The organism is Mixta intestinalis, assembly GCF_009914055.1.
In the GTDB taxonomy this organism is placed as follows: domain Bacteria; phylum Pseudomonadota; class Gammaproteobacteria; order Enterobacterales; family Enterobacteriaceae; genus Mixta; species Mixta intestinalis.
The window spans coordinates 1,756,757-1,781,680 of the sequence record NZ_CP028271.1 but is presented as its reverse complement, the minus strand read 5'-3'; the positions used below and the strand labels follow the sequence as shown (position 1 = coordinate 1,781,680).

Annotated in this window: 22 protein-coding genes, 1 tRNA gene and 1 pseudogene; 19 read left to right on the top strand and 5 right to left on the bottom strand. The window is 55.9% G+C overall.

Annotated features, from left to right (window positions below; genetic code table 11):
• The first annotated feature begins 8 nt into the window (after positions 1 to 8).
• The 3 genes from C7M51_RS08455 to dmsD are packed head-to-tail and all read left to right on the top strand — an operon-like array spanning position 9 to position 2,139.
• Positions 9 to 626 (top strand): DMSO/selenate family reductase complex B subunit, encoded by a 618-nt coding sequence (locus C7M51_RS08455; protein WP_160621392.1) that lies wholly within the window; start codon positions 9 to 11, stop codon positions 624 to 626.
• A gap of 1 nt (position 627) precedes the next feature.
• A complete protein-coding gene (locus C7M51_RS08450; protein WP_160621391.1) occupies positions 628 to 1,482 on the top strand; it encodes a dimethyl sulfoxide reductase anchor subunit family protein in 855 nt (284 codons plus the stop codon).
• Positions 1,483 to 1,524: 42 nt separating this feature from the next.
• Positions 1,525 to 2,139: a Tat proofreading chaperone DmsD gene (gene dmsD, locus C7M51_RS08445; RefSeq protein WP_160621390.1), complete on the top strand. Its 615-nt coding sequence runs from the start codon at positions 1,525 to 1,527 to the stop codon at positions 2,137 to 2,139.
• A gap of 80 nt (positions 2,140 to 2,219) precedes the next feature.
• Here dmsD and C7M51_RS08440 read toward each other — a convergent pair.
• Positions 2,220 to 2,307, bottom strand: a tRNA-Ser gene (locus tag C7M51_RS08440).
• A 228-nt stretch (positions 2,308 to 2,535) separates the two neighbouring features.
• On the opposite strand from C7M51_RS08440, the gene phoA reads away from it, so the two are divergent.
• Entirely contained in the window at positions 2,536 to 3,945 is a 1,410-nt protein-coding gene (gene phoA, locus C7M51_RS08435; protein ID WP_160621389.1) for an alkaline phosphatase, read from the top strand.
• A 50-nt stretch (positions 3,946 to 3,995) separates the two neighbouring features.
• On the opposite strand, the gene msrA is transcribed toward phoA, so the two are convergent.
• Together msrA and C7M51_RS08425 are read right to left on the bottom strand one after the other, a co-directional pair.
• On the bottom strand, positions 3,996 to 4,535 hold the full coding sequence (gene msrA / locus C7M51_RS08430) for a peptide-methionine (S)-S-oxide reductase MsrA (RefSeq protein ID WP_160621388.1): 540 nt from the start codon (positions 4,533 to 4,535) through the stop codon (positions 3,996 to 3,998).
• Positions 4,536 to 4,746: 211 nt separating this feature from the next.
• On the bottom strand, positions 4,747 to 5,943 hold the full coding sequence (locus tag C7M51_RS08425; protein WP_160621387.1) for an MFS transporter: 1,197 nt from the start codon (positions 5,941 to 5,943) through the stop codon (positions 4,747 to 4,749).
• A 95-nt stretch (positions 5,944 to 6,038) separates the two neighbouring features.
• Here C7M51_RS08425 and C7M51_RS08420 point away from each other — a divergent pair, with 95 nt between their 5' ends.
• From C7M51_RS08420 to otsA, 4 genes and pseudogenes are all read left to right on the top strand, one after another.
• Positions 6,039 to 6,995, top strand: coding sequence for a LysR family transcriptional regulator (locus C7M51_RS08420; protein ID WP_160621386.1), 957 nt, complete (start codon positions 6,039 to 6,041; stop codon positions 6,993 to 6,995).
• 65 nt (positions 6,996 to 7,060) lie between these two features.
• Positions 7,061 to 7,744 (top strand): SOS response-associated peptidase family protein, encoded by a 684-nt coding sequence (locus C7M51_RS08415; RefSeq protein ID WP_160621385.1) that lies wholly within the window; start codon positions 7,061 to 7,063, stop codon positions 7,742 to 7,744.
• Between the two features lie 342 nt (positions 7,745 to 8,086).
• Positions 8,087 to 8,880, top strand: a pseudogene (otsB, locus tag C7M51_RS08410) (trehalose-phosphatase).
• Positions 8,877 to 10,313: an alpha,alpha-trehalose-phosphate synthase gene (gene otsA / locus C7M51_RS08405; protein WP_160621383.1), complete on the top strand. Its 1,437-nt coding sequence runs from the start codon at positions 8,877 to 8,879 to the stop codon at positions 10,311 to 10,313. Before otsB ends, otsA begins: the two are co-directional and overlap by 4 nt.
• 167 nt (positions 10,314 to 10,480) lie before the next feature.
• Here otsA and C7M51_RS08400 read toward each other — a convergent pair whose 3' ends face one another.
• Complete coding sequence (locus C7M51_RS08400) at positions 10,481 to 10,660, bottom strand: hypothetical protein (protein ID WP_160621382.1); 180 nt, start codon at positions 10,658 to 10,660, stop codon at positions 10,481 to 10,483.
• Between the two features lie 755 nt (positions 10,661 to 11,415).
• Here C7M51_RS08400 and flhD point away from each other — a divergent pair.
• The 6 genes from flhD to cheW all read left to right on the top strand — a co-directional run bounded on the left by flhD (position 11,416) and on the right by cheW (position 16,898).
• Positions 11,416 to 11,763, top strand: coding sequence for a flagellar transcriptional regulator FlhD (flhD, locus tag C7M51_RS08395; RefSeq protein WP_084971407.1), 348 nt, complete (start codon positions 11,416 to 11,418; stop codon positions 11,761 to 11,763).
• Positions 11,763 to 12,341: a flagellar transcriptional regulator FlhC gene (flhC, locus tag C7M51_RS08390; protein WP_160621381.1), complete on the top strand. Its 579-nt coding sequence runs from the start codon at positions 11,763 to 11,765 to the stop codon at positions 12,339 to 12,341. Before flhD ends, flhC begins: the two co-directional genes overlap by 1 nt.
• A gap of 135 nt (positions 12,342 to 12,476) precedes the next feature.
• Positions 12,477 to 13,364: a flagellar motor stator protein MotA gene (motA, locus tag C7M51_RS08385; protein ID WP_160621380.1), complete on the top strand. Its 888-nt coding sequence runs from the start codon at positions 12,477 to 12,479 to the stop codon at positions 13,362 to 13,364.
• The gene (gene motB, locus C7M51_RS08380; protein ID WP_160621379.1) at positions 13,361 to 14,383 is read left to right on the top strand and encodes a flagellar motor protein MotB; all 1,023 of its coding nucleotides are present in this window, start codon (positions 13,361 to 13,363) and stop codon (positions 14,381 to 14,383) included. The genes motA and motB overlap by 4 nt, the downstream gene beginning before the upstream one ends.
• 11 nt (positions 14,384 to 14,394) lie before the next feature.
• Positions 14,395 to 16,377, top strand: a complete 1,983-nt coding sequence (gene cheA, locus C7M51_RS08375) for a chemotaxis protein CheA (protein WP_244323833.1) — start codon at positions 14,395 to 14,397, stop codon at positions 16,375 to 16,377.
• Positions 16,378 to 16,400: 23 nt separating this feature from the next.
• Positions 16,401 to 16,898: a chemotaxis protein CheW gene (gene cheW / locus C7M51_RS08370; RefSeq protein WP_160621377.1), complete on the top strand. Its 498-nt coding sequence runs from the start codon at positions 16,401 to 16,403 to the stop codon at positions 16,896 to 16,898.
• A 395-nt stretch (positions 16,899 to 17,293) separates the two neighbouring features.
• On the opposite strand, the gene C7M51_RS22450 is transcribed toward cheW, so the two are convergent.
• Entirely contained in the window at positions 17,294 to 17,662 is a 369-nt protein-coding gene (locus C7M51_RS22450; protein ID WP_244323860.1) for a hypothetical protein, read from the bottom strand.
• Between C7M51_RS22450 and C7M51_RS22600 the strand changes: the two genes are divergently transcribed.
• The 5 genes from C7M51_RS22600 to C7M51_RS08345 all read left to right on the top strand — a co-directional run bounded on the left by C7M51_RS22600 (position 17,567) and on the right by C7M51_RS08345 (position 24,886).
• Complete coding sequence (locus C7M51_RS22600) at positions 17,567 to 19,180, top strand: methyl-accepting chemotaxis protein (RefSeq protein WP_280116115.1); 1,614 nt, start codon at positions 17,567 to 17,569, stop codon at positions 19,178 to 19,180. The two genes, C7M51_RS22450 and C7M51_RS22600, sit on opposite strands and share 96 nt — an antisense overlap.
• A 158-nt stretch (positions 19,181 to 19,338) precedes the next feature.
• The gene (locus C7M51_RS08360) at positions 19,339 to 21,003 is read left to right on the top strand and encodes a methyl-accepting chemotaxis protein (RefSeq protein WP_160621375.1); all 1,665 of its coding nucleotides are present in this window, start codon (positions 19,339 to 19,341) and stop codon (positions 21,001 to 21,003) included.
• 180 nt (positions 21,004 to 21,183) lie between these two features.
• On the top strand, positions 21,184 to 22,860 hold the full coding sequence (locus C7M51_RS08355; RefSeq protein WP_160621374.1) for a methyl-accepting chemotaxis protein: 1,677 nt from the start codon (positions 21,184 to 21,186) through the stop codon (positions 22,858 to 22,860).
• A 104-nt stretch (positions 22,861 to 22,964) separates the two neighbouring features.
• Complete coding sequence (cheR, locus tag C7M51_RS08350) at positions 22,965 to 23,840, top strand: protein-glutamate O-methyltransferase CheR (protein ID WP_160621373.1); 876 nt, start codon at positions 22,965 to 22,967, stop codon at positions 23,838 to 23,840.
• Positions 23,837 to 24,886: a protein-glutamate methylesterase/protein-glutamine glutaminase gene (locus C7M51_RS08345; protein ID WP_160621372.1), complete on the top strand. Its 1,050-nt coding sequence runs from the start codon at positions 23,837 to 23,839 to the stop codon at positions 24,884 to 24,886. The genes cheR and C7M51_RS08345 overlap by 4 nt, the downstream gene beginning before the upstream one ends.
• The last annotated feature ends 38 nt before the right edge of the window (positions 24,887 to 24,924 follow it).

Here is a 24,924-nt window from a genome sequence, read left to right as displayed (position 1 = left end):
AATAGGCGATGACAACTCAGTATGGATTTTTTATTGATTCCAGCCGTTGCACCGGTTGCAAAACCTGCGAACTGGCCTGCAAGGATTACAAGGATTTAACCCCGGAAGTCAGTTTCCGCCGTATTTATGAATACGCGGGCGGTAACTGGCAGGAGGATAACGGCGTCTGGCATCAGGACGTTTTTGCTTACTATCTGTCCATTGCCTGCAACCACTGCGAAGATCCGGCCTGTACCAAAGTATGTCCAAGCGGGGCGATGCACAAACGAGAAGACGGTTTTGTGGTGGTGGATGAAGAGGTCTGCATTGGCTGCCGCTATTGCCATATGGCCTGTCCGTACGGCGCGCCGCAGTACAACGCCGTTAAAGGCCACATGACCAAATGCGATGGCTGTTACGACCGCGTGGCAGAGGGTAAGAAACCTGTCTGCGTGGAGTCCTGCCCGCTGCGCGCGCTGGACTTCGGCCCGATTGACGAACTTCGCAAAAAACACGGTGGGCTGGCCGCGGTTGCCCCGCTTCCCGGCGCACATTTCACGAAGCCGTGCATTGTCATCAAACCGAATAGCAACAGCCGCCCGACCGGGGATACCACCGGTCATCTGGCAAATCCGAAGGAGGTCTGAAATGGGAAATGGGTGGCATGAATGGCCGCTGGTGCTGTTTACGGTACTCGGCCAGTGCGTCGTGGGCGCACTGATTGTGAGTGGGCTTAGCTGGTTTGCGATGAAAGACGATGCCGCCCGGCAGCGTCTGGTGCGCAGCATGTTTTTTCTCTGGGTGGTAATGGGGCTGGGATTCCTGGCATCAATCATGCACCTGGGATCACCGATGCGAGCATTCAACTCCCTTAACCGCATTGGCGCATCCGCGCTAAGCAATGAAATCGCCGCAGGCTCAGTCTTTTTCGCTGTAGGCGGATTCTGGTGGCTGGTTGCTGTGCTGGGTAAAATGCCGCCCGCACTGGGAAAGCTCTGGCTACTGGTTAGCATGGTGCTGGGCATCGTCTTCGTCTGGGCAATGACCCGCGTTTACCTGATCGATACCGTGCCGACCTGGCATACTGGCTATACGACGCTGGTGTTCTTCATGACGGTGTTGCTCAGCGGTCCGCTGTTCGCGGCGTTACTGCTACGGGTTTCCGGCGTCACTTTTAGCGGAACCACGTTCGCCAGTATCAGCGTACTGGCATTGCTGGTCAGCGTGGCGGTCATTGTCCTGCAGGGCATGTCACTGGCGACGATTCACAGTTCGGTTCAGCAGGCCTCTGCGCTGGTGCCGGATTACGCCTCCCTACAGGTGTGGCGTGTGATGCTGCTTGCCGCCGGGCTGGGCTGCTGGATCTGCCCGTTGGTACGTCGTAAAGAGCCACATGCTACCGGCTTACTGTTGGGTCTGCTGTTGGTGCTTGGCGGCGAAATAATGGGGCGCGGCCTGTTTTATGGCCTGCACATGACCGTCGGTATGGCAGTGGCGGGTTAACAAATCGGTACGGGGAAACCCGTACCTTTCAGGACAATTTCTATGACAGCGTTTAACCACAGTGATGATTTTTCCATGACGGCACGCGTACTTGGGGCGCTGTTCTATTTTGCGCCGGACAGCACGGAAGCCGCACCGCTGGTTTCAGCACTATCGACGGATGGCTGGCAAACGCAATGGCCGCTTCCGCCAGCCGTATTATCACCGCTGGTAGCAGGGTTTAAGAGCAATAGTGATGAATCTCTGACAGAGGCCTTTCAGCGTTTATTTGTCGGCCCCTATGCCTTGCCGGCACCGCCATGGGGTTCTGTCTGGTTGGATCGAGAAAACGTTCTGTTTGGGGAATCTACGCTGGCCCTACGTCAGTGGATGTACGACAACGGCATTCACTTCGAAATTCAGCAGAACGAACCGGAAGATCACTTTGGAGTATTGTTGTTGATGGCGGCATGGCTATCGGAGACGGGGCGATACAGTGAATGCGAACAGTTGCTGGCCTGGCACCTTTTTCCGTGGTCATTCCGTTTCCTCGATATTTTTATTGAGAATGCCGATCATCCTTTTTATCAGGCATTAGGTGAGTTAGCCCGTCAGACTCTGACACAATGGGTATCGTATTTGCCGCTCCCGGTGGCGGTGAAACCAATAACGCGATAAGCCCATTCTTTTCCCGTATCAGGACGGGTCAATGTACACAAAAAAGCCTGAACTTTCGCTCAGGCTTTCTCATTGAATAATGGCGGTGAGGGGGGGATTCGAACCCCCGATACGTTGCCGTATACACACTTTCCAGGCGTGCTCCTTCAGCCACTCGGACACCTCACCACATTGTCAGCTGCCACCGCTCTGGGTGGCAACGGGGCGCTACTATAGGGAGTTGCCCTGACAGGGTCAAGCACTATTTTTCTCAGGCGTTACGCCCGGTTAAGCCTTAACCAGTAAGCATTGCCTCTGCGCGTCATAAAACTGCCATCAGACGGTAAAAAAAAGATCACCTCACTGTCGCACACTGCTTACACAGCGTTGATGCTCTTATTAACAAGGATTAAATGGATGAAAAAACAGCCTTTATTTGCCGTCTCGTTGCTGGCGGCGCTGGTGTGCGGCAGTGCGGCGGCGGAGATGTCTACCATTACGCGTGCGGCGCAAGGTGATATCACCCAGTTTGGTGGCGCACGGCGCTTTAGCGGCGATCAGACCGAAGCGCTGAAAGCCTCGCTCAGCAATGCGCCCGCGAAAAACGTTATTCTGCTGATTGGCGATGGCATGGGCGATTCGGAAATCACGCTGGCTCGCAATTATGCGCTGGGAGCGGGCGGCTTTTTTAAAGGTATCGATGCGCTACCGTTAACCGGTCAGTATACCCATTATTCCCTGGATAAAGAGTCGCATAAGCCGAGCTATGTCACCGATTCGGCAGCCTCGGCCACCGCCTGGTCTACCGGCGTCAAAACCTACAATGGCGCGCTGGGCGTTGACGTTAACGGCAAAGACCATATGACCCTGCTGGAGATGGCGAAGGCGGGCGGCAAAGCAACTGGCAACGTCTCTACCGCCGAACTGGAAGATGCCACGCCTGCCGCGCAGATATCGCATGTGACCTCGCGTAAATGCTACGGGCCGGAAAAAACCAGCGAGCTGTGCGCCAGCAATGCACTGGAGAAGGGCGGCAGAGGATCGATTGCCGAGCAGCTGCTTGTTGCTCGTGCCGATGTCACGCTGGGCGGCGGCGGTAAGACCTTTAATGAAACGGCAAAGGCGGGTGATTATCAGGGGAAAACGCTACGCGAGCAGGCGCAGGCGCGCGGCTACCGGCTGGTGGATGATGTTAACGGACTGAATGCGGTCACCGAGGCGAATCAGCAACAGCCGCTGCTGGGGCTGTTCAGCGAAGGCAATATGCCGGTGCGCTGGCAGGGGCCAAAAGCGAGCTATCACGGTAATATCGATAAGCCTGCCGTTACCTGCGAAGTGAACGCGGAACGCCCCGCCTCTGTGCCGACGCTGGCACAGATGACCGATAAAGCGATTACGTTGCTCAGTAAAAATCCGCGTGGCTTTTTCTTACAGGTAGAAGGTGCTTCTATTGATAAACAGGATCACGCCGCTAACCCGTGCGGTCAGATTGGCGAAACGGTCGATCTGGATGAGGCGGTGCAGAAGGCGCTCGACTTTGCCCGTAAGGATGGCAATACGCTGGTTATTGTAACGGCAGACCATGCGCACTCCAGCCAGATTGTGGAAAACGGCACCAAAGCGCCAGGGCTGACGCAGGCGCTGAATACCAAAGATGGCGCGGTAATGACCGTCAGTTACGGTAACTCAGAAGGAGAATCGCAGGAGCATACCGGCACGCAGCTGCGTATCGCTGCTTACGGCCCGCATGCGGCCAACGTAACCGGCCTGACCGATCAAACCGATCTGTTCTTTACTATCCGTGATGCGCTGGGTCTGAAGCCCTGATGCGAAAAAGGCGAGCCAGGCTCGCCTTTTTTATCGGCTTAACGCCAACCTCAGGAAGATGACTTCACGCGATTAGCGAAACTTTTACGCAGTTTTTGCAGCTTGGGCGGAATGACCGCCAGGCAGTAGCCGTTACGCTGGCCCGCGCCTTCCCAGTAATCCTGATGATAATCTTCTGCCGGATAAAATTCTTTCAGCGGCTCGATAGTGGTCACGATGGGATCGCTGTGATCCTGCTGCGCGCGGGCGATAGCCGCTTTCGCTTCAGCTTCCTGTTCCGCGTTGGCGGGAAAAATTGCCGAGCGGTACTGGGTGCCGATATCGTTGCCCTGACGGTTAAGCTGGGTCGGATCGTGTGTGGCAAAGCTGATATCCAGCAGATCGCCATAGCCGATCTGCTGCGGATTGAAACCGATGCGGATCGCTTCAGCGTGCCCGGTAGCGCCGCTGCATACCTGCTCATAGCTGGGGTTAGGGCGCGTGCCGCCGGTATAGCCGCTTTCAACCGATTCTACGCCAATAAGATCTTTGAATACCGCTTCGGTACACCAGAAGCAGCCGCCCGCAATTACCGCATATTCGATTGCCATTCTTTTACTGTCTCCAGATAGGATCGTGAAGCTTAGTCTTTCATCCTCGCATAACCTGCGGTTAACGAGCAAATAACCCCGCTCTTTCTGTTCAGCAAAACGGCTAACAGGAAGAACTTTCATGTTACATCAGCCGTTTGCCAGGATGCGGGGCCATTTATCATACGCTTTGAGAGGCATTCTGCCGCTACCGCTGGCAACAGCAAGAACATTAACGGCTGGTGAGGCGGATTGCGAGGCCGCCCGCCGCCGCCAGGGTTGCCAGCGCGACGACACCGTTCCAGCCCGCCAGCGCCAGCGCGTGACTGCCCAGCGCTGCGCCGCTCGCCATGCCGATAAACACTACGGTAAACATCACCGCGTTCAGGCGGCTACGTGCTGCCGGATCGAGGCTGTAGATTAGCGTCTGGTGAGCAATTAGCGTGGCCTGTAGCCCCAGATCAAAACCGATGGCGGAGATAACGATCACCGTCAGCTGTGCCGGTGGTGACAGCAGCGGCATAACAAACATCAGGGCAAAGGAGAGCGTGACCAGCGCCGCGCCGATGCGCGTTACCTGGTTCGGGCCACGGCGATCGGCAATCGCTCCGGCAATGGGTGCAGCCAGCGCACCCGCCGCCCCCGCCAGGCCGAAGGCACCCGCACTGGCACTGCCGAGGTGATAACGCTCCGCCAGCATCAGCGCCAGCGTTGACCAAAAGGCGCTAAAGGCAACCGACAGCAGGCCCTGTGCCAGCGCCGCACGGCGCAGCGGAGCGTGACGCAGCCAGAGCTGTCCCAGCGAACGCAGCAGCGCCAGGTAAGAGAGGCGCGAACCAGGCGTAAAGCGCGGCAGCGCCTGCCAGATCGCCAGGGTAATTAACAGTACGCCGAGCGCGGCGGCGGCATAGACGCTGCGCCAGCCAAACCAGTCGGCAACCGCACCGCTGATGACCCGTGACAGCAGAATCCCCGCCAGCAGGCCAGTCATCACCGTACCGACGGTCTTACCGCGCTGCTGCTCGCTGGCAAGCGTTGCCGCCGCCGGAATAATATCCTGCGCTACGGTAGCCGCCAGCCCCATCGCCAGGCTGGTTAACAACAGCATGCTAAAGGAACCGCTCAGGCTGCAAAACAGTAGCGTCAGCGCCAGCAGCAGCCCCTTCAGCAGAATGATATGGCGACGATCGTAGCGGTCGCCAAGCGGTGTCAGAAACAGAATGCCGAGCGCATAGCCGAGCTGGGTCAGCGTCGGCACCAGGCCGGTATCAGCGATGCTGGCGTTAAAGCTGCCGCCCACCGCGCCGAGCATCGGCTGACTGTAATAGATAGAGGCCACGCTCAGCCCGGCACCGCTCGCCAGCAGGAACTGCGTGCTGCGTGACAGGCCGCTGGCGTTAGCGGTGGAAGAGGACAGTGAAAGCGACATGAGGATCTCTCCGAAAGCGAATGTACGGCTATTTTTCGCTTTTGGCGGCGTAATGGGTAGCCGTCGCCGGGGTAAAACTGTTATACGTAATACGTATGAAAGACTCAAACGCTATCGGCACAGACCGTATAACGCTGTTGCATACTTTCGTGCGCATTGTCGAGAGCGGCAGCCTCTCCGCCGCCGCACAGCAGATGCAAACCAGCCAGCCCACCGTGAGCCGCCGTTTACAGACGCTGGAGCAGTTGCTTGGCGCACGTTTAATTCAGCGCACCACTCACCATATGAAACTGACCGATGATGGCGAGCGCTGTTATCAACATGCGCGCCGCCTGACGGAGCAGTGGCTGCTGTTGGAGGACGATCTGCATGCCGTCAGCGATGAGCCGGTCGGCGTATTGAGAGTACGTGCGCCACACGCCTTTGGTCAGGATCAGCTGATCGCACCGCTGGGCGATTATCTGCGCCGCTATCCCCTGACGCGTATTGAGTGGTCGCTTAACGATCCGACGCCCGACTTTATTGCCGACGGTATCGACTGCGCGATCCACGTTGGTGACGTTACCGATCCGTCAGTAGTGGCAATTTTGCTGGCGGAGGTACCACGTATCGTGGTGGCCGCGCCTGACTTGCTGGCGCAGTTTCCGCCGGTGTGTCAGGTTGAGGATCTTACCCGGCTGCCCTGGTTGGCGCTGAGCATTTTTTACAGCAATGAAGTGATACTGCACGCTGCGCACAGCGGCGAACACTTTCAGTTCCCCATCGTGCCGCGCCTGAGCAGCGACAGCCTCTACGCGGTACGGCGCGCCGCGCTGGATGGTCTTGGCGTGGCGATGGTTTCTGCCTGGGTAGTAAAAGAAGATTTGCAGGCGGGGCGTTTGCAGCAGTTAACGCCCGGCTGGCAGGCACCACCGCTGCCGGTTTATCTGCTCTATCCCTATGCCAGCTACTATCCGGCACGCCTGCGCCAGTTTATTGCGCTGATGCGCGAGGTGATGCCGCGCATTACCGGCACGCAGCCGCCCAGCCGTCAGCCGCGTCCGGCACCTTAATCCGGCAACCTCCTGACGCGTCTCGCGCCGCGCCTTCTATACTTTCTGATATTAAGGAGGCGCTTATGTGCGGACGCTTTACACAAATTCAGTCGCGTGAAGCCTGGCTAACGATGCTGGGCGATCGGGAAGAGAGCGCTATTGCCTGGGATGATCAGCCGATAGGGCGTTATAACGTCGCGCCCGGCAGCAACGTGCTGTTGCTCAACCACCGTGACGACGCGCTGCATCTCGATCCGGTGTTCTGGGGCTATGCGCCTCCGTGGTGGCATAAAGCACCGCTGATTAACGCACGTGGCGAAACTGCGGCGGAGAGCAAAATGTTTCGTTCTCTCTGGCAGCACGGGCGGGCGGTTGTAATGGCCGATGGCTGGTTTGAATGGAAGCGTGAGGGCGATAAAAAGCAGCCTTATTATATTTTTCATCGCCAACGGCAGCCGCTGTTTTTTGCTGCCATCGGTCATGCGCCTTATGGACAGCCGCATGAGAAAGAGGGCTTCGTGATTGTTACCGCCGCCAGCGATCGCGGTATGGTCGATCTGCACGATCGGCGTCCGCTGGTGCTGGAGGCCGAAGCGGTCAGCGCCTGGCTCCATCCTGACACCTCGGCCCGTCGCGCCAGCGAACTGGCGCAGCAGGGAGCAATGGATCCGCAGCAGTTTAGCTGGCACCCGGTCAGCCGGGCGGTAGGCAATCCGCATCATCAGCAGCCGGAGCTGGTGGAACCTGTCGACGATCCGCTCTGCTGAGGCTGAAACATCGTTTAGTTCGGCAAAATTCAGTCAATTCTGAAAATGGCTCCCTGCCTGGCGAAGGCAAAATTCGCGTCTATACTGAGTTGTTACGATGTTCGCAAGAAGTGATGCGAGATGGGCAGTCGGCTTCGCGCCGACGAACAACAGGTTAACTCAGGGGAGAGTCGTCATCGTTCGATATCCAGCATTATGCCACTCATCTCTTTCAGAAGCGCCGTAAACCTGCCCACGCTCGCCTCCTTCCGCCACATTTGACTGTTTTCTGTCCGTTGATAGTGCTGCTTTGGGGCATAACCCGCCAGCGTAACGGATGCGTTTCAAACCCGGAGGAAGAGTGTGACAACCGTAGCAGCAGAAAATGCAGTACTTCCCTCACTGAGCGGCGGCCTCTACGCATTCTTCTTTGATGTTGACGGGACGCTGGCCGCCATTCAGCCGCGTCCTGATGAAGCCTTTATTCCCGAATCTGTACGACAAACGCTACAGGCGCTTTATCGTCTGAGCCACGGCGCGCTGGCGCTGGTATCGGGACGCCCGATCCACGAGCTGGACAGGCTGGCTGCGCCGCTGCATGCGCCTGCCGCCGGCGTACACGGCGCTGAAAGGCGTGACGCCAGCGGTGAGCTGCATCGCCTGTCGCTGCCCGCCTCGCTGGGGCAGGAACTGAGCGATACGCTACACAAGGCGATGGCGCAGTGGCCCGGCACCCAGCTGGAAACCAAAGGGATGGCCTTTGCGTTGCACTATCGCCGTGCCGAACAGTATGAAAACGACGTTATGCAGCTGGCAGAGAAGCTGGTGGCACGCTACCCGGAGCTGGCGCTGCAGCCCGGTAAATGCGTGGTGGAGATTAAACCACAGGGCGTGGACAAAGGAGCAGCAATTCAGACTTTTATGGGAGAAGCGCCGTTTGCCGGACGTATTCCGGTATTTATTGGTGATGATTTGACGGACGAAAAAGGATTTCTTGCGGTCAACGCGCTGCAGGGCATCTCCGTCAAAGTCGGTAAAGGCTCAAGCCAGGCGCGCTATCGCCTGCATGGGGTAAATGAGGTTCACGCCTGGCTGGAGCAGATTAAATTACAATTAGAGCAAGACGAAACAACGTCGGTAAGGAGTCAAGGTTATGAGTCGCTTAGTGGTCGTATCTAACCGTATCGCTGTACCAGATGGTTCAAAAGCCAGCGCTGGCGGATTGGCGGTTGGCATCCTCGATGCGTTAAAGACGACAGGGGGTTTATGGTTTGGCTGGAATGGCGATATCAGCGCCATTGGTGAAGAAGATAATGACGATCTTGATATCGTCAAACATGAAGGTATTACCTACGCCTCTTTTCCGCTGAATCAGAACGACTACGATCTTTACTACTGCCAGTTCTCCAACACGGTTATCTGGCCCGCCTTCCATTACCGCCTCGATTTAGTTGAGTTCCAGCGTGAAGCCTGGGACGGCTACTGTAGCGTTAACGAACAGCTGGCTCAGCGTCTGCTGCCGCTGATTGAGCCTGACGATATTCTGTGGATCCACGATTATCATCTGCTGCCGTTTGCCGCCGCGCTGCGTAAGCGTGGAGTGAAAAACCGTATCGGTTTCTTCCTGCACATTCCTTTCCCGACGCCGGAAATCTTTAACGCGCTGCCGCCGCATAACGAGCTGCTGGAGATGTTGTGCGATTACGATCTGCTTGGCTTCCAGACTGAAAACGATCGCCTGGCGTTCCTGGAAAGCATGGCGCAGCTGACCACCCTGCAGGAGAAAGGTGAGAAACTGCATTGCGCCTTCGGTCATACCTTCGCCACCGAGGTTTACCCTATCGGCATTGAGCCGGACAGCATTAAAGAGATGGCGGAAGGCCCGCTGCCGCCGAAGATGGCCGCGATGAAGCGCGAGCTGGGCGATGCGAAAAATATTATTGCCTGTGAACGTCTCGATTACTCCAAGGGGCTGCCGGAGCGTTTTCTGGCCTATGAAGCGCTGCTGGAAAACTACCCGCAGCATCGTGGCAAAATCCGCTACTCGCAGATTGCGCCGACATCACGCGGTGATGTACAGGCTTACCAGGATATTCGTCATCAGCTGGAAACCGAAGCGGGGCGCATCAACGGCAAATATGGCACTCTCGGCTGGACGCCGCTCTATTACCTTAACCAGCATTTCGATCGCCGCCTGCTGATGAAAATTTTCCGTCTGACCGATGTGGCGCTGGTTACACCGCTGCGCGATGGGATGAACCTGGTGGCGAAAGAGTACGTAGCGGCGCAAAACCCTGAGGATCCGGGCGTGCTGGTGCTGTCGCGCTTTGCCGGGGCGGCAAATGAACTCACCTCCGCGCTGATCGTTAACCCTTACGATCGTGACGAAGTTGCGGCGGCGCTGGATAAGGCGATCACTATGCCGCTGGAAGAGCGTGTTTCCCGCTATAACGATATGATGGCGGTACTGCGTAAAAATGATATTTCCCACTGGCGTGAAAGCTTCCTGAAAGATCTGCGGGCGATTACGCCGCGCAGTGAAAGCGATCGCGCTGACAACAACGTGGCGACACTATCGCGCCGCGCCTGATTGTTCTGCGCTCGCGTATCGACAGGGATGTTGATACGCGCTTACCTGCCTGACGCATTTCCCTGCCTCCTTTAGCACATTTCCCGCTATTAACTCTGCTGTTCTCTCTGACCGTGTTGCCGTCGATTTTTATCCGTTCTGATAACGCCGTGGCAAAACAGCTGCGCTCAGGCCACGTTAAAATGCTGCCGTTGGCGTTCCGTCACCGGAGAATATGCTGCGTTCTGCTGAGTGAGCGTAAAAACCTGAAGACAAGCCTTTTGCACACTTTTTACGCGCTTGCGGTATTTTTCGGCTAAAACTGCCGGGGCAGGCATAAAGAATAACGGCACGCTGCCGATAGTCATGGCGAGTAGTTGCCCGTTACGTACCAAACATTCATATCTCTAATGTCACAGATAGTTACATCTGCTGATACCCTTCATACACTGCTGCTTCACTGTTAACGAACCGTTGTCAAAACGCCGTAATTTCGTCCTTTTGCCATTTGCAGCAGATTCGTCTTGCCTGGAAACTGTTTTCCTAAGTGATTAATATCACGACTTGTTTGCTGCGCTCTTAGTAGCATTAAATGCTGTTTTTACAAAAACTGACAGATGTTAATTTCAGGTGAAACGGCTGTCGCCCCACATATGGCAGGTATCGCATAAAAAGCAAACTTATGTGAATTTTTTGTTTAAATTTAGATAAAAACTTAGCAAAAAAGGGCTTTATTGGTTGCGTTATGCACTATTCACAAGCGTTACTGATGGATTTTTTGTGGCAATTTGCTTTAAAAATGTGATCTTGATCACACTTTATCTAAAATTTTACCTGTCGCTCGTTGTATGTCGAAATCAGAGGGGATACATTTGCACGGCTTTCAGAATAATCTTAAAAAACTGTAAGCGAACGTCACGGAAGAAAATACAACTCAAGTAATAGCTGGTCTGATGACATGACTGTTACTGATTCAGGATCCTGGAGGGACGTAAAACCATTGCGACAGACATTGGGCTTCGTCTCTACTTTTTTTGCCATCTTTAGATTCACCAGCCAGCAACCAAGAATGCGGTAGCCATTCCGCACAGTTAAAAGTAGTGTTAGTCAGGATGGAAAAAGAATGGGCACATCCGAATTATTAAAACATATTTACGATATTAATTTGTCATACTTGCTGCTTGCACAACGTTTAATTAACCAGGAAAAAGCTTCTGCAATGTTTCGCCTTGGTATTGATGAAGCCATGGCGGATGCACTCTCCCAGTTGACGCTGCCGGAGATGGTTAAGCTGGCAGAAACTAACCAGCTGGTATGCCAGTTTCGTTTTAACGATCACAATATTATTAACCGCCTAACGCAGGAATCTCGTGTGGATGATTTACAGCAGATCCACACCGGCATTTTATTATCCAGCCGTTTATTACGCGACGCCGCCAAAGACGAAGCGCCGAAAAAGAGGGCGGTATAATGAGTGAAAAAAGTATTGTTCAGGAGGCGCGTGATATTCAGCTGGCGATGGAGCTGATTACGCTTGGCGCGCGCTTACAGATGCTGGAAAGCGAAACCCAGCTTAGCCGTGGGCGCTTAATTAAATTATATAAAGAGCTGCGCGGCAGTCCGCCGCCGAAAGGCATGCTGCCGTTTTCTACCGACTGGTTTATGACCTGGGAACAGAATATTCACGCCTCGATGTTCTGTAACGCCTGGCAGTTTCTGCTGAAAAGCAAGCTGACCAGCGGCGTGGATGCGGTCATTAAGGCGTATCGCCTCTATCTGGAACAGTGCCCGCAGTCAGATGACGGCCCGCTGCTGGGGCTGACCCGCGCCTGGACACTGGTACGTTTTGTGGAAAGCGGCATGCTTGAACTGGCCGACTGCAAATGCTGCGGCGGCAGCTTTATTAACCATGCGCATCAGCCGCGGGGTAGCTTTGCCTGTAGCCTGTGCCAGCCGCCATCAAGAGCGGTAAAAAGACGTAAACTTTCAACAGAGACTGCCGATAACATTTCACAACTGCTGGATGAACAGGTTAAACGCGCCGTTTAAGATTGTTCGCATTGTGGAATGGCATCCAGCAGCGGTTTTTAACCGCTGCTTTTTTTTTGCCTCCACGTTGCTGAATAACGCCTGCGGCTCTCTGGCTTAACTTCCACCAACACGTTACTGACGTAAGGATTTATTGTGCTGGTAATTCTGGGTTATATCCTCGTTGTCGCTTCGGTGTTGGGCGGCTATATGATGGTCGGCGGGCACCTTGGGGCGCTTTATCAACCTTCTGAACTGTTGATTATCGGCGGTGCAGGTATTGGCGCTTTTGTTGTGGGTAATAACGGCAAATCTATCAAGGCAACAATAAAAGCCTTTCCCTTACTGCTGCGCGGCTCAAAATATAATAAAGCCGTTTATATGGATTTGATGGCGCTGCTTTATCGTTTAATGGCGAAATCACGCCAGCAGGGGATGATGTCGCTGGAACGCGATATTGAAAATCCAAAAGAGAGTGAAATATTCGCCAATTATCCACGTATTCTTGCTGACAATAAATTAGTCGATTTTATTACCGACTATATGCGCCTGATGATCAGCGGCAATATGAACGCCTTTGAAATTGAGGCGCTGATGGATGAGGAAATTGAGACCTATGAGCACGAATGTGACGTACCGGCGCAAAGTTTAGCGGCGGTAGGTGATTCGCTCCCGGCGTTCGGTATTGTGGCGGCGGTAATGGGGGTGGTGCATGCGCTGGCCTCGGCGGATCGTCCGGCGGCAGAGCTGGGCGCGCTGATTGCGCATGCGATGGTGGGAACCTTCCTCGGTATCCTGCTGGCCTACGGCTTCGTCTCGCCGCTGGCGTCGGTGCTGCGCCAGAAGTGTGCGGAAACTACCAAGATGATGCAGTGCATTAAGGTTACGCTGCTCTCCAGCCTTAATGGTTATGCGCCGCAGATCGCCGTTGAATTTGGGCGCAAAACGCTCTATTCCACCGAACGCCCGTCGTTTACCGAACTGGAAGAGCATGTGCGTAACGCGAAATCGCCCGCTAAGCAGACATCGGGCCAGGACGCATGAAACACGACAATCACCCGATTGTGCTGGTGAAACGGCGCAAGCATAAAAAACATGAGGGTGGTCACGGCTCGTGGAAAATCGCCTACGCCGATTTTATGACCGCGATGATGGCGTTTTTTCTGGTGATGTGGCTGATCTCGATCGCTAATCCGCAGCAGCTGGTCAAAATTGCGGAATATTTTCAGACACCGCTAAAGGTGGCTATCACCGGCGGTCAGCGCAACAGCGACAGCAGCAGCCCGATTCCCGGCGGCGGCGACGATCCGACGCAGAAAATTGGCGAGGTGCAAAAGCATATCGATATGGATGCGGAAAAGCGCAAGCTGGATGAAATTCGCCTCAATCGCCTGCGTGAACGGCTCGATCAGCTGATCGAGTCAGATCCGCGCCTGAAAACGCTGCGGCCTCACCTGATTATTAACCTGGTGGAAGAAGGGCTGCGCATTCAGATTATCGACAGCCAGAACCGCCCAATGTTTAAAACTGGCAGCGCGCAGGTGGAGCCGTATATGCGCGATATTCTGCGCGCCATTGCGCCGATCCTGAACGATCTGCCCAATAAAATCAGCCTGGCAGGGCACACCGACGATTTCCAGTACGCAATGGGCGATCGTGGCTACAGCAACTGGGAGCTGTCGGCGGATCGCGCTAATGCTTCACGCCGTGAGCTGGTGGCGGGCGGCCTTGACGGCAGCAAAATGCTGCGCGTGGTAGGCATGTCCGACACTATGCGGCTGAAAAACCGTGGTGGCGATGAGGCGGTTAACCGACGCATCAGCCTGCTGGTACTGAATCACGATACGCAGGCGCAAATCGAAAAAGAGAATGCCGAAAGCGACGTAACGACGCTCAGCGATCCGCAGAGCATCAAACAAATTACCGCACCGGCGCAGCCGACCGATGCGGCTATTAACCCAGATCATCAACCTTCACAGGCCGCGTCGGCCCGTCAGGAGCCGCCGTCATCAGCCGCTCCCGTTAACCCGTCGCAGCCTGATCGCGACTCACAGCAGAGGTGATAACCGTGAGCATGGATATCAGCGATTTTTATCAGACATTCTTCGATGAAGCTGACGAGCTGTTGGCGGACATGGAGCAACACCTGCTCGGATTAGATCCGCAGGAGCCCGATTCAGAACAGCTTAACGCCATTTTCCGTGCGGCTCATTCGATTAAAGGCGGAGCGGGTACCTTCGGCTTTGCGGTTTTGCAGGAAACCACCCATATCCTGGAAAACATTCTGGACGGTGCGCGCCGGGGCGAGATGCAGCTCAGCACTGACATTATCAACCTGTTTTTGGAAACCAAAGATATCATGCAGGAACAGCTCGATGCCTATAAGGCGGGACAGGAGCCCGACGCCAACAGCTTTAAATATATCTGTGAAGCGTTGCGCCAGCTGGCGCTGGAAGCGAAGGGAGAAACCATCGCGCCGGTGAAAAAGATTGATTTCGCTCCGGCAACCGCTGAGGTAACGACAGGCCTGCGCCTGAAGCTGAGCGATCTGAAGCCGAACGAAGTTGGCCTGCTGCTGGAAGAGCTGGGTAACCTCGGCAGCGTCAGCAACGTGATCAAAGGGGAAAACAGCCTCGAAGCGACGCTCGATTCCTCGGTGGGCAAAGACGATCTGGTCGCGGTGCTCTGCTTCGTGATTGAAGAATCGCAGATTAGCTTCCCGCAGGGCGCAGCCTCCGCACCGGTTGCCGAACCTGCGCCGCCGACAACGATGGCCGAGGCGGAAATTGCCGCCACGCCTGCTGCATCCGTGAGCGAATTAGCGCCTGCGGCGAAGCGTGAACCGAAGAAAGTGGCTCCGGCGAAAACCAGCGAGTCCAGCAGTATTCGCGTGGCGGTAGAGAAGGTCGATCAGCTGATCAACCTGGTTGGCGAACTGGTGATAACCCAGTCGATGCTGGCACAGCGTTCCGGTGCGCTCGATCCGGTGGCCCACGGCGATCTGCTGAACAGCATGGGCCAGCTGGAGCGCAACGCCCGCGATTTGCAGGAATCGGTGATGTCGATTCGTATGATGCCAATGGAGTATGTTTTCAGCCGATTCCCGCGCCTGGTGCGCGATCTGGCCAGCAAGCTGGGCAAAGAGGTAGAGCTGACGCTGCTTGGTAGCTCTACCGAGCTGGATAAAAGCCTGATTGAACGCATCATCGATCCCTTAACTCATCTGGTGCGCAACAGCCTCGATCACGGTATTGAATCGCCGGAAAAACGTGTCGCCGCCGGGAAAAGCGCGGTAGGCAACCTGACGCTCTCCGCTGAGCATCAGGGCGGCAATATCTGTATCGAAGTGATTGATGACGGCGCGGGACTGAACCGCGAACGCATTCTGGCGAAGGCGCTCTCCTCCGGCCTGCCGGTCAGCGATGCGATGAGCGATGAAGAGGTGGGAATGCTGATTTTCGCCCCCGGCTTCTCCACTGCCGAACAGGTCACTGATGTTTCCGGGCGCGGCGTCGGCATGGACGTAGTGAAACGTAATATCCAGGAGATGGGCGGCCACGTTGAAATCGCGTCGAAGCAGGGTAAAGGCACCACCATTCGTATCCTGTTGCCGCTGACGCTGGCGATCCTTGACGGCATGTCGGTGCGGGTGGCCGATGAGGTATTTATCCTGCCGCTGAATGCGGTGATGGAATCGTTGCAGCCGCGCGCGGAAGACCTGAAGCCGCTGGCAGGCGGCGAGTGCGTGCTTGAGGTACGCGGCGAATATCTGCCGCTGGTCGAGCTGTGGAACGTCTTTGACGTACAGGACGCGAAAACCGAAGCGACGCAGGGCATTGTGGTGATCTTACAAAGCGCCGGGAAACGCTATGCGTTACTGGTCGATCAGCTGATTGGTCAGCATCAGGTGGTGGTAAAGAATCTGGAAAGCAACTACCGCAAGGTGCCGGGCATCTCCGCCGCCACCATCCTCGGCGATGGCAGCGTGGCGTTGATTGTCGATGTTTCGGCGCTGCAATCATTGAACCGTGAGAAGCGCGTGGCCAGCGCTGCGTGATCAAACCAATTAAGGGTAAAGCTATGACTGGAATGGCAAATGTAACGAAGCTGGCCGGGGAGACCGTTGGCCAGGAATTTCTGGTATTCACGCTCGGCGATGAAGAGTATGGCATCGACATTCTAAAAGTGCAGGAGATCCGTGGCTATGACCAGGTTACCCGCATTGCCAATACGCCTGCCTTTATCAAAGGGGTAACTAACCTGCGCGGTGTGATCGTACCGATTATCGATCTGCGCATTAAGTTCGCGCAGCCTGGCGTCGAGTACAACGATAACACGGTTGTGATTGTGCTGAATCTGGTACAGCGCGTGGTGGGCATCGTGGTCGATGGCGTTTCTGACGTGCTGTCGCTAACTGCCGAGCAGATTCGTCCTTCGCCGGAGTTCGCCGTCACCATGTCCACTGAGTATCTGACCGGGCTGGGCGCGCTGGGCGATCGCATGCTGATTCTGGTCGATATTGAGAAGCTGCTGAGTAGCGAAGAGATGGCGCTGATGGACACGTTACGCAGCGCCTGACGGCAGGTAGTAAAGTTAGTTGATTATAACGGCGTGACAAAATAAAAAAAGGGCGGCATAATGTCGCCCTTTTACTATATAATTCAGAAAAATCCTACCAGATTCATGTTAATGAAAAGATGCTTTTTTAGCATAGCGAGTAACAAATAAAACTTTCACACTTAGTTAGAAGTCAGGTTTAAACAGCAGGAAACAATCATGTTAAAGGATAATAACATTCACAATACATCACGGCTGTTTTGCAGAATATATGCCAAGCATATAAAAGAAACGGTTTATCATCGCTTATTGCGCCATTGCCGTTTATACCGTCTCCTTTTTCCATACCTCTTATTAATTACAAACTACAAGATTTATTTTTACCCGCAACACAGTAGTAATTCGTTTTAATAATGTCAGAAATGACTTCTTTTTAAGAAATAACAGAAGTCACGCACTCTGTCAGATTGTTTTTTATCGCTGTAGAATTGTCTGGCAAAAGCCGCCGAGAAGGCGCTATAGGGTTGCGGAGACCGGTGACAACCGTACAGGCTGCTGCCGCGCCTGCCTTTGGAAGTGCTGTAACGTTCGGGCTCCGTGCCGTATGCGATCAACAATAAGGGACTTGTATGTTTAAAAATATAAAGATTGTGACAGTTATGTTTTTGATACTGGCACTGTTTGGCGTTATGCAAATGGTTACTAACGGGTTCTATTTTAAATCCGTCAAAGATAATCGGGCTAATGTTAAAACCGAAGAGCTGCATAGTTTGCGCCGTACTCATTTACATTATCTCCGGGCTTCATTACTGCAGGTGCGTAGTTCACTGAACCGCGCCGCGCTGCGTATTAATATGTATTCTGAAATGCGTAATATGGATGCGCAGACGGAAGAGCTGCTGGCGCTGGCGGGTAAACAGCTGGCAAACGCCGAGGCGAAATATGCTGAGTTCCAGCAGGTACATCAGCAGATAAGTCATCTGGATCATAAAAATCTCGATAGCAAGGAGTTAATTGATTCTTATCAGGAGCTGTATAAAAAATTACAGGAACTGAAAACGCTACTTTCCCAGCGCGATATGCAAGGCGCTCTCGACCAGCCGACGCAGAGCTATCAGGATCGGTTTGAACAGGCTTACGATCGGTGGATTAAAACCAACCGCGAGCAGTCACAGCAAACCAGCAGCGAAAGCGAAAATAATTATTCAGAGTCGTTAATGCTGGCGGGGCTGATGATGGTGCTGGTCTTGATCGCCCTGGCGGCGATGTGGGTGGTGCTGCAGCGTATCCTGCTGCGTCCGCTGGATGGCGTTATCGCGCATATTAAGCGCATTACCGAAGGCGATCTGACGGCAAAAATTGAAGTGACCACTCATAACGAAATGGGCCAGCTGGCGGAAAGCCTGCGTGATATGCAGCGTTCACTGGCGACAACCGTGCGCGACGTGCGCAGCGGCGCAGATATCATCTATACCAGCGCCAGTAAAATCTCCCTGGATAGCGGCGATCTTGCCTCCCGTACCGAGCAACAGGCGGCTTCACTGGAGCAGACCGCTGCCAGCATGGAAGAGCTGACGGCGACGGTGAAACAGAATGCCGATAACGCACGTCAGGCGTCACAGCTGGCACTGAGCGCCTCGGAAACCGCGCAGCGCGGCGGCAAGGTGGTAGACGGTGTGGTGAAAACCATGAGTGAAATTGCCGACAGCTCGAAGAAAATTGCCGATATTATCAGCGTGATCGACGGCATCGCCTTCCAGACCAATATCCTGGCGCTGAACGCGGCGGTGGAAGCGGCGCGTGCCGGTGAGCAGGGTCGCGGCTTTGCCGTAGTGGCAGGCGAAGTACGTAGCCTGGCACAGCGCAGTGCTCAGGCAGCGAAAGAGATTAAAGATCTGATCGTGGACTCAGTCAGCTGTGTTGATACCGGCGCGGAGCTGGTTAACAGCGCGGGCGAAACCATGAGCGAAATCGTTGATGCCGTTAATCGCGTGACCGATATTATGGGCGAAATTGCCGCTGCTTCCGATGAACAGAGCCGTGGTATTGAGCAGGTTGGTCAGGCGGTAACGGAAATGGACGGCGTCACGCAGCAGAACGCCGCGCTGGTGGAGGCTTCTGCCGCCGCCGCCGCCGCGCTGGAAGAGCAGGCCAGCCGCCTGGGTAAAGCCGTAGCCGTGTTTACGCTGCCCGTCGGTGAAAAAAGCCCTGAGCGTTCAGGTGCACCGGCGCTGACCTTAAAACCAGGCGCGGCGCTGGAAAAAAACAGCACATCCGCTGAGGATAACTGGATCACCTTCTAATCCTTCCCGTTTCTGACTCCCCTCCGATGCCGTCATTTGACGGCATCTTTTTTATGTCGATTCTTCAACCAACCGATTTTTCATCAGCGACGATAAACGTTGCCGTATCGTTGCCGATAACCTGCTGGTAGCTCATTTTCTCAATACCAGGGGTAAGTATGTTGAAGCGAATCAAAGTCGTGACCAGCCTGATTGTGGTGCTGGTTATTTTCGGCGTTATGCAGCTGCTGGCGGGCGGGCTGTTTTTCCAGGCGCTGAATCAGGACAAAACCAATTTTTCCGTCTCGCAAACTTCCAGTCAAAACGTGGCGGCGCTCACCGATGCCTGGATCGCGCTTAACCAGACGCGTATCACGCTGAACCGGGGCATGCTGCGCCTGCAAAGCGATATGGCCAGCAATATCAACGGCGGCGGACTGGATGCGCTGGTGCAGCAGAGCCGCAGTCAGCTGGCGGAAGCGGCTAAACAGTACCGCTTATATAAGGCAACGCCGGATACGCCGGGCCTGGACGATGCGCTGTCGCAGCGCATGGAAGAAAAATACAACATTCTGGCGAAAACCCTGAGCGATATGACTGAGCTGCTGGCGGCGAAGCAGCTGGAGACGATGTATAAACTCAATATCGAACAGAAGCAGAATGAGGCCCAGGCGGTCTACACCGAATGGCGCAGCGCACAGGCGATGCTGTCGGCAAAAGGCATTGCGGGAAACGAACGTGCGTTTAATACCATGCTGTGGATACTGGGTACGGTAATGACGCTGGTGCTGGCGGTGATCGTGCTGTGCTGGTTCGGCCTGCAACGTATCCTGCTCCAGCCGCTGCAAAAGGTGATGCAGCATATTCAGGCTATCGCCAGCGGTGACCTGACACAGCCGATTGAAGTGGAAGGGCGTAATGAGATGAGCCTGCTGGCGGCCAGCCTGCAGAACATGCAGCAGGAGCTGGTACGTACCGTCAGCGACGTGCGCGACGGTTCCGACGCCATCTATACCGGTGCCAGCGAAATCACCGCAGGCAGCAACGATCTCTCTTCGCGTACCGAGCAGCAGGCCGCTTCACTGGAGCAGACCGCCGCCAGCATGGAGCAGCTGACCGCCACCGTGAAGCAGAACGCGGAAAACGCACGCCAGGCGTCGCAGCTGGCGCTGAGCGCCTCGGAAACCGCGCAAAAGGGCGGGCAGGTGGTGGATGGCGTGGTGAAAACCATGAGCGACATCGCCGGCAGCTCGAAGAAAATTGCCGATATCATCAGCGTGATCGACGGTATCGCCTTCCAGACCAATATCCTGGCGCTGAACGCGGCGGTGGAAGCGGCGCGTGCCGGTGAGCAGGGGCGCGGCTTTGCCGTGGTGGCGGGTGAGGTGCGCAATCTGGCGCAGCGCAGCGCCCAGGCGGCGAAAGAGATCAAATCGCTGATTGAGGATTCCGTTGCGCGCGTTGATACCGGCTCTGCGCTGGTGGGTACCGCCGGTGAAACCATGAGCGATATCGTCAGCGCGGTAACGCGCGTCACCGATATTATGGGCGAGATCGCCTCAGCGTCGGATGAGCAGAGCCGCGGCATCGATCAGGTAGGCCTGGCGGTGACCGAGATGGATCGCGTTACGCAGCAGAACGCCGCGCTGGTGGAAGAATCCGCCTCGGCAGCGGCCGCGCTGGAAGAGCAGGCGAGCCGTCTCAGCCAGGCCGTTTCGGTATTTAAAGTGCGTCACAGCCAGGTCAGCCGCACCGCCGTGCTGAAAAGGCCCGCGCCCGGCAAAACCGCTGCGCTGAAGCCTGCTGGCGCATCCGCTACGGATACTAACTGGGAAACCTTCTAATCCCGCTATTCATGATTAACCAATGCCGCTCTCCGGCGGCATTGTTGCTCTCCCCGTTCGTCAACGGAAAGCCGCCCGCCCGACAGCGTTACGGCTACGCAGTTAATTGCAGATAAGGATAAAGATTCGGTTTGCCATGCCGATAAATCTTGTCATTCCAACCACGCTTTAAGGTCCACCATGTTTAAGCATATTAAAGTTGTGACGGCACTGATCCTGGTGCTGGCGATTTTCGCTGTACTGCAAATAGCCTCCAGCGGGCTGTTCTTCAACGCCCTGAAAGGGGATCGGGAAAATTTCGTGCTTTCGCAACAGATCCAGCGTGAGCAGATCAGCCTCAACGCGGCCTGGGACGCGCTGATTCAGGCGCGTAACACCCTTAACCGCGCCGGTATTCGCTACATGCTGGACGCTAACCATATGGGCAGCGGCAGCACCGTTGCCGAGTTGGTAGCGCTGGCGAATCAGCAGCTGCAAACCGCCGATAAAAGCTTTACCGCCTATAGCGCCGAACTGCCTGAAGACGTAAAAAACATGCCTTATCTGGTGGCGGTCAATGACAAATATAAGGTACTGCATGATGCGCTGAGCGAGCTGGTGCAGCTGCTGGGGGCGGGCGACCTGAAAGGGTTTGTCGATCAGCCGACGCAGGGTTTTCAGAACGATTTTGAAAGTGCTTATACCGTCTGGGCGCAGACCACCAGCGGCCTGATGGCAGCCGGTGCTGACCAGAACGAAGACGCCTATCAGCGCGCGCTGTGGATTATCGGCATTGTACTGCTGATGCTGGCAGGCATCGTGGCGCTGGTATGGATGGGGATGCACCGCATCCTGCTGAGCCCGCTGAAATCAACCATTGAGCATATCCGCCATATCGCCAGCGGCGATCTAACGCAGCCGATTGAAGTGGAAGGGCGTAATGAGATGAGCCTGCTGGCGGCCAGCCTGCAGAACATGCAGCAGGAGCTGGTACGCACCGTCAGCGACGTGCGCGACGGGTCTGACGCCATCTATACCGGTGCCAGCGAAATCACTGCGGGCAGCAACGATCTTTCTTCGCGTACCGAGCAGCAGGCCGCCTCGCTGGAGCAGACCGCCGCCAGCATGGAGCAGCTGACCGCCACCGTGAAGCAGAACGCGGAAAACGCACGCCAGGCGTCGCAGCTGGCGCTGAGCGCCTCGGAAACCGCGCAGAAGGGCGGCAAGGTGGTGGATGGCGTGGTGAAAACCATGAGCGACATCGCCGGCAGCTCGAAAAAAATCGCTGATATCACCAGCGTGATCGACGGCATCGCTTTCCAGACCAATATCCTGGCGCTGAACGCGGCGGTGGAAGCGGCACGTGCCGGTGAGCAGGGACGCGGCTTCGCCGTGGTGGCGGGTGAGGTGCGTAATCTGGCGCAGCGCAGCGCCCAGGCGGCGAAAGAGATCAAATCGCTGATTGAGGATTCCGTCGCGCGCGTCGATACCGGCTCGGTGCTGGTGGAGAGCGCGGGCGAAACCATGAGCGATATCGTCAGCGCGGTGACACGCGTCACCGACATTATGGGCGAGATCGCCTCAGCGTCAGATGAGCAGAGCCGCGGCATCGATCAGGTAGGCCTGGCGGTGACCGAGATGGATCGCGTTACGCAGCAGAACGCCGCGCTGGTGGAAGAATCCGCCTCGGCAGCGGCCGCGCTGGAAGAGCAGGCGAGTCGTCTCAGCCAGGCGGTTTCTGTGTTCAGAATTCGTAAAGAATTCGCTGCCGCCGCCGTTAACGTATCTGTGGCAACGAAAAAAACGCAAAGCGCAGCGCCGTCAGCGGCAGCGCGTAAAGCCGCCGTCGCAACGGATGAGAACTGGGAAACCTTCTGATTCTCCAGGCGGCGGGCCAGACGAGGTCACACAACAGAATGTCGCGCCGGGAGAAGTAAGCGGCGCTCTGTACCCGTTAAATTGCTTTTGTTGGGTGAACCTGGATGAAGAAATCGACACTACTGGCACCACCTGAGAGCACCACGCTGCTGGCCCAAATGGTCCAGCGCCTGCCGCTCTCCGATACGCACTTTCGCCGTATCAGCCAGCTTATTTATCAGCGAGCCGGTATCGTGCTCGCCGATCACAAACGTGAAATGGTTTACAACCGGCTGGTACGCCGCCTGCGCACGTTGAATATTGATGATTTCGGGCGCTACCTCGCGCTGCTGGAAAACGATGCCAACAGCGCCGAGTGGCAGGCGTTTATTAACGCGCTGACCACCAACCTGACGGCTTTTTTCCGCGAGGCGCACCATTTCCCTATTCTGGCGGATCACGCCAAACGGCGCGGCGGCAGCTACAACGTCTGGAGTACTGCGGCCTCTACCGGCGAGGAGCCATACTCCATCGCCATGACGCTGGCGGAAACGCTGGGCGTCGGGCCGGGGAAGTTTTCGGTCCACGCCAGCGATATCGATACGCAGGTACTGGAAAAGGCCTCGTCAGGCATCTATCGCCAGGAGGAACTGCGCACGCTGTCGCAGCCGCAGATGCAGCGTTTCTTTTTGCGCGGCACCGGGCCGCATACCGGGATGGTGCGTGTACGGTCGGAGCTGGCGAATACGATCAGTTTTGTCCAGCTGAATCTGCTGGCGCATGAGTGGGCGCTGCCTGGCCCCTTTGATGCCATTTTTTGCCGCAACGTGATGATCTATTTCGATAAAGAGACTCAGGAAAAGATCCTGCGGCGTTTTGTCCCGCTGCTGAAGCCGGGCGGGCTGCTGTTTGCCGGTCACTCGGAAAACTTCAGCCAGATCAGTAAAGAGTTCTATCTGCGCGGGCAGACGGTCTATGGACTGACGAAGGAAAGATCATGAGCAAAATCACCGTAATGTGCGTTGATGATTCAGCGCTGATGCGACAGCTGATGACGGAAATCATTAACAGCCATCCTGATATGGAGATGGTAGCCACTGCACCCGATCCGCTGGTGGCGCGCGATTTAATCAAGCAGTACGACCCGCAGGTACTGACGCTGGATGTGGAGATGCCGCGAATGGACGGCCTCGACTTTCTGGAAAAGCTGATGCGCCTGCGCCCGATGCCGGTGGTAATGGTCTCTTCCCTGACCGCAAAAGGCTCGGAGGTGACGCTACGTGCGCTGGAGCTGGGGGCGATCGATTTCGTCACCAAGCCACAGCTGGGCATTCGCGAAGGGATGATGGCCTACAGCCAGATGATCGCCGACAAGATCCGTGCGGCGGCACGCGCCCGGCTGGTGCCGCGTGTGCCGCAGGCGGCTCCGGCGCTGCTGAAGGCGGGCCCGCTGCTGAGCAGCGAGAAGCTGATCGCTATCGGCGCGTCAACCGGCGGCACCGAAGCGATTCGCCATGTGCTTCAGCCGCTGCCGGTCACCAGTCCGGCACTGCTGATTACCCAGCATATGCCGCCGGGCTTTACCCGCTCCTTCGCCGAGCGGCTAAACAAGCTGTGCCAGATTACCGTGAAAGAGGCGGAAGATGGCGAGCGTATTCTGCCAGGGCACGCCTATATCGCGCCCGGTGCCATGCACCTGGAGCTGGCGCGTAGCGGCGCTAACTATCAGATAAAGCTGAACGATGGGCCGCCGGTTAACCGCCATAAGCCGTCGGTGGACGTGCTGTTTAAGTCGGTGGCGCAACATGCCGGACGTAACGCCGTTGGCGTGATCCTGACCGGGATGGGCAACGATGGCGCGGCGGGGCTGCTGGAGATGTACCGCGCCGGAGCCTGGACCATCGCCCAGAATGAAGCGAGCTGTGTCGTTTTCGGCATGCCACGTGAGGCGATTGCCTACGGGGGAGCCAGTGAAGTGGTGGATCTGCACCAAATCAGCCAGCACATGCTGGCAAAAATTAGCGCCGGACAGGCATTGCGAATTTAACCGGGCCCGTCCAGCGGGACGAATAACACAGGAGTAGA

What these genes read in the sequence shown, in the direction of transcription:
- flhC (WP_160621381.1), top strand. Translation starts at nt 11,763, where the DNA reads ATGAGTGAAAAAAGTATTGTTCAGGAGGCGCGTGATATTCAGCTGGCG.
- C7M51_RS08355 (WP_160621374.1), top strand. Translation starts at nt 21,184, where the DNA reads ATGTTTAAGCATATTAAAGTTGTGACGGCACTGATCCTGGTGCTGGCG.
- cheA (WP_244323833.1), top strand. Translation starts at nt 14,395, where the DNA reads ATGGATATCAGCGATTTTTATCAGACATTCTTCGATGAAGCTGACGAG.
- dmsD (WP_160621390.1), top strand. Translation starts at nt 1,525, where the DNA reads ATGACAGCGTTTAACCACAGTGATGATTTTTCCATGACGGCACGCGTA.
- phoA (WP_160621389.1), top strand. Translation starts at nt 2,536, where the DNA reads ATGAAAAAACAGCCTTTATTTGCCGTCTCGTTGCTGGCGGCGCTGGTG.
- C7M51_RS08420 (WP_160621386.1), top strand. Translation starts at nt 6,039, where the DNA reads ATGAAAGACTCAAACGCTATCGGCACAGACCGTATAACGCTGTTGCAT.
- C7M51_RS08425 (WP_160621387.1), bottom strand. Translation starts at nt 5,943, where the DNA reads ATGTCGCTTTCACTGTCCTCTTCCACCGCTAACGCCAGCGGCCTGTCA.
- motB (WP_160621379.1), top strand. Translation starts at nt 13,361, where the DNA reads ATGAAACACGACAATCACCCGATTGTGCTGGTGAAACGGCGCAAGCAT.
- flhD (WP_084971407.1), top strand. Translation starts at nt 11,416, where the DNA reads ATGGGCACATCCGAATTATTAAAACATATTTACGATATTAATTTGTCA.
- C7M51_RS08455 (WP_160621392.1), top strand. Translation starts at nt 9, where the DNA reads ATGACAACTCAGTATGGATTTTTTATTGATTCCAGCCGTTGCACCGGT.
- C7M51_RS22600 (WP_280116115.1), top strand. Translation starts at nt 17,567, where the DNA reads ATGCAAATGGTTACTAACGGGTTCTATTTTAAATCCGTCAAAGATAAT.
- C7M51_RS08400 (WP_160621382.1), bottom strand. Translation starts at nt 10,660, where the DNA reads ATGACTATCGGCAGCGTGCCGTTATTCTTTATGCCTGCCCCGGCAGTT.
- C7M51_RS08415 (WP_160621385.1), top strand. Translation starts at nt 7,061, where the DNA reads ATGTGCGGACGCTTTACACAAATTCAGTCGCGTGAAGCCTGGCTAACG.
- C7M51_RS08450 (WP_160621391.1), top strand. Translation starts at nt 628, where the DNA reads ATGGGAAATGGGTGGCATGAATGGCCGCTGGTGCTGTTTACGGTACTC.
- msrA (WP_160621388.1), bottom strand. Translation starts at nt 4,535, where the DNA reads ATGGCAATCGAATATGCGGTAATTGCGGGCGGCTGCTTCTGGTGTACC.
- C7M51_RS08345 (WP_160621372.1), top strand. Translation starts at nt 23,837, where the DNA reads ATGAGCAAAATCACCGTAATGTGCGTTGATGATTCAGCGCTGATGCGA.
- cheW (WP_160621377.1), top strand. Translation starts at nt 16,401, where the DNA reads ATGACTGGAATGGCAAATGTAACGAAGCTGGCCGGGGAGACCGTTGGC.
- C7M51_RS08360 (WP_160621375.1), top strand. Translation starts at nt 19,339, where the DNA reads ATGTTGAAGCGAATCAAAGTCGTGACCAGCCTGATTGTGGTGCTGGTT.
- cheR (WP_160621373.1), top strand. Translation starts at nt 22,965, where the DNA reads ATGAAGAAATCGACACTACTGGCACCACCTGAGAGCACCACGCTGCTG.
- otsA (WP_160621383.1), top strand. Translation starts at nt 8,877, where the DNA reads ATGAGTCGCTTAGTGGTCGTATCTAACCGTATCGCTGTACCAGATGGT.
- C7M51_RS22450 (WP_244323860.1), bottom strand. Translation starts at nt 17,662, where the DNA reads ATGAGTACGGCGCAAACTATGCAGCTCTTCGGTTTTAACATTAGCCCG.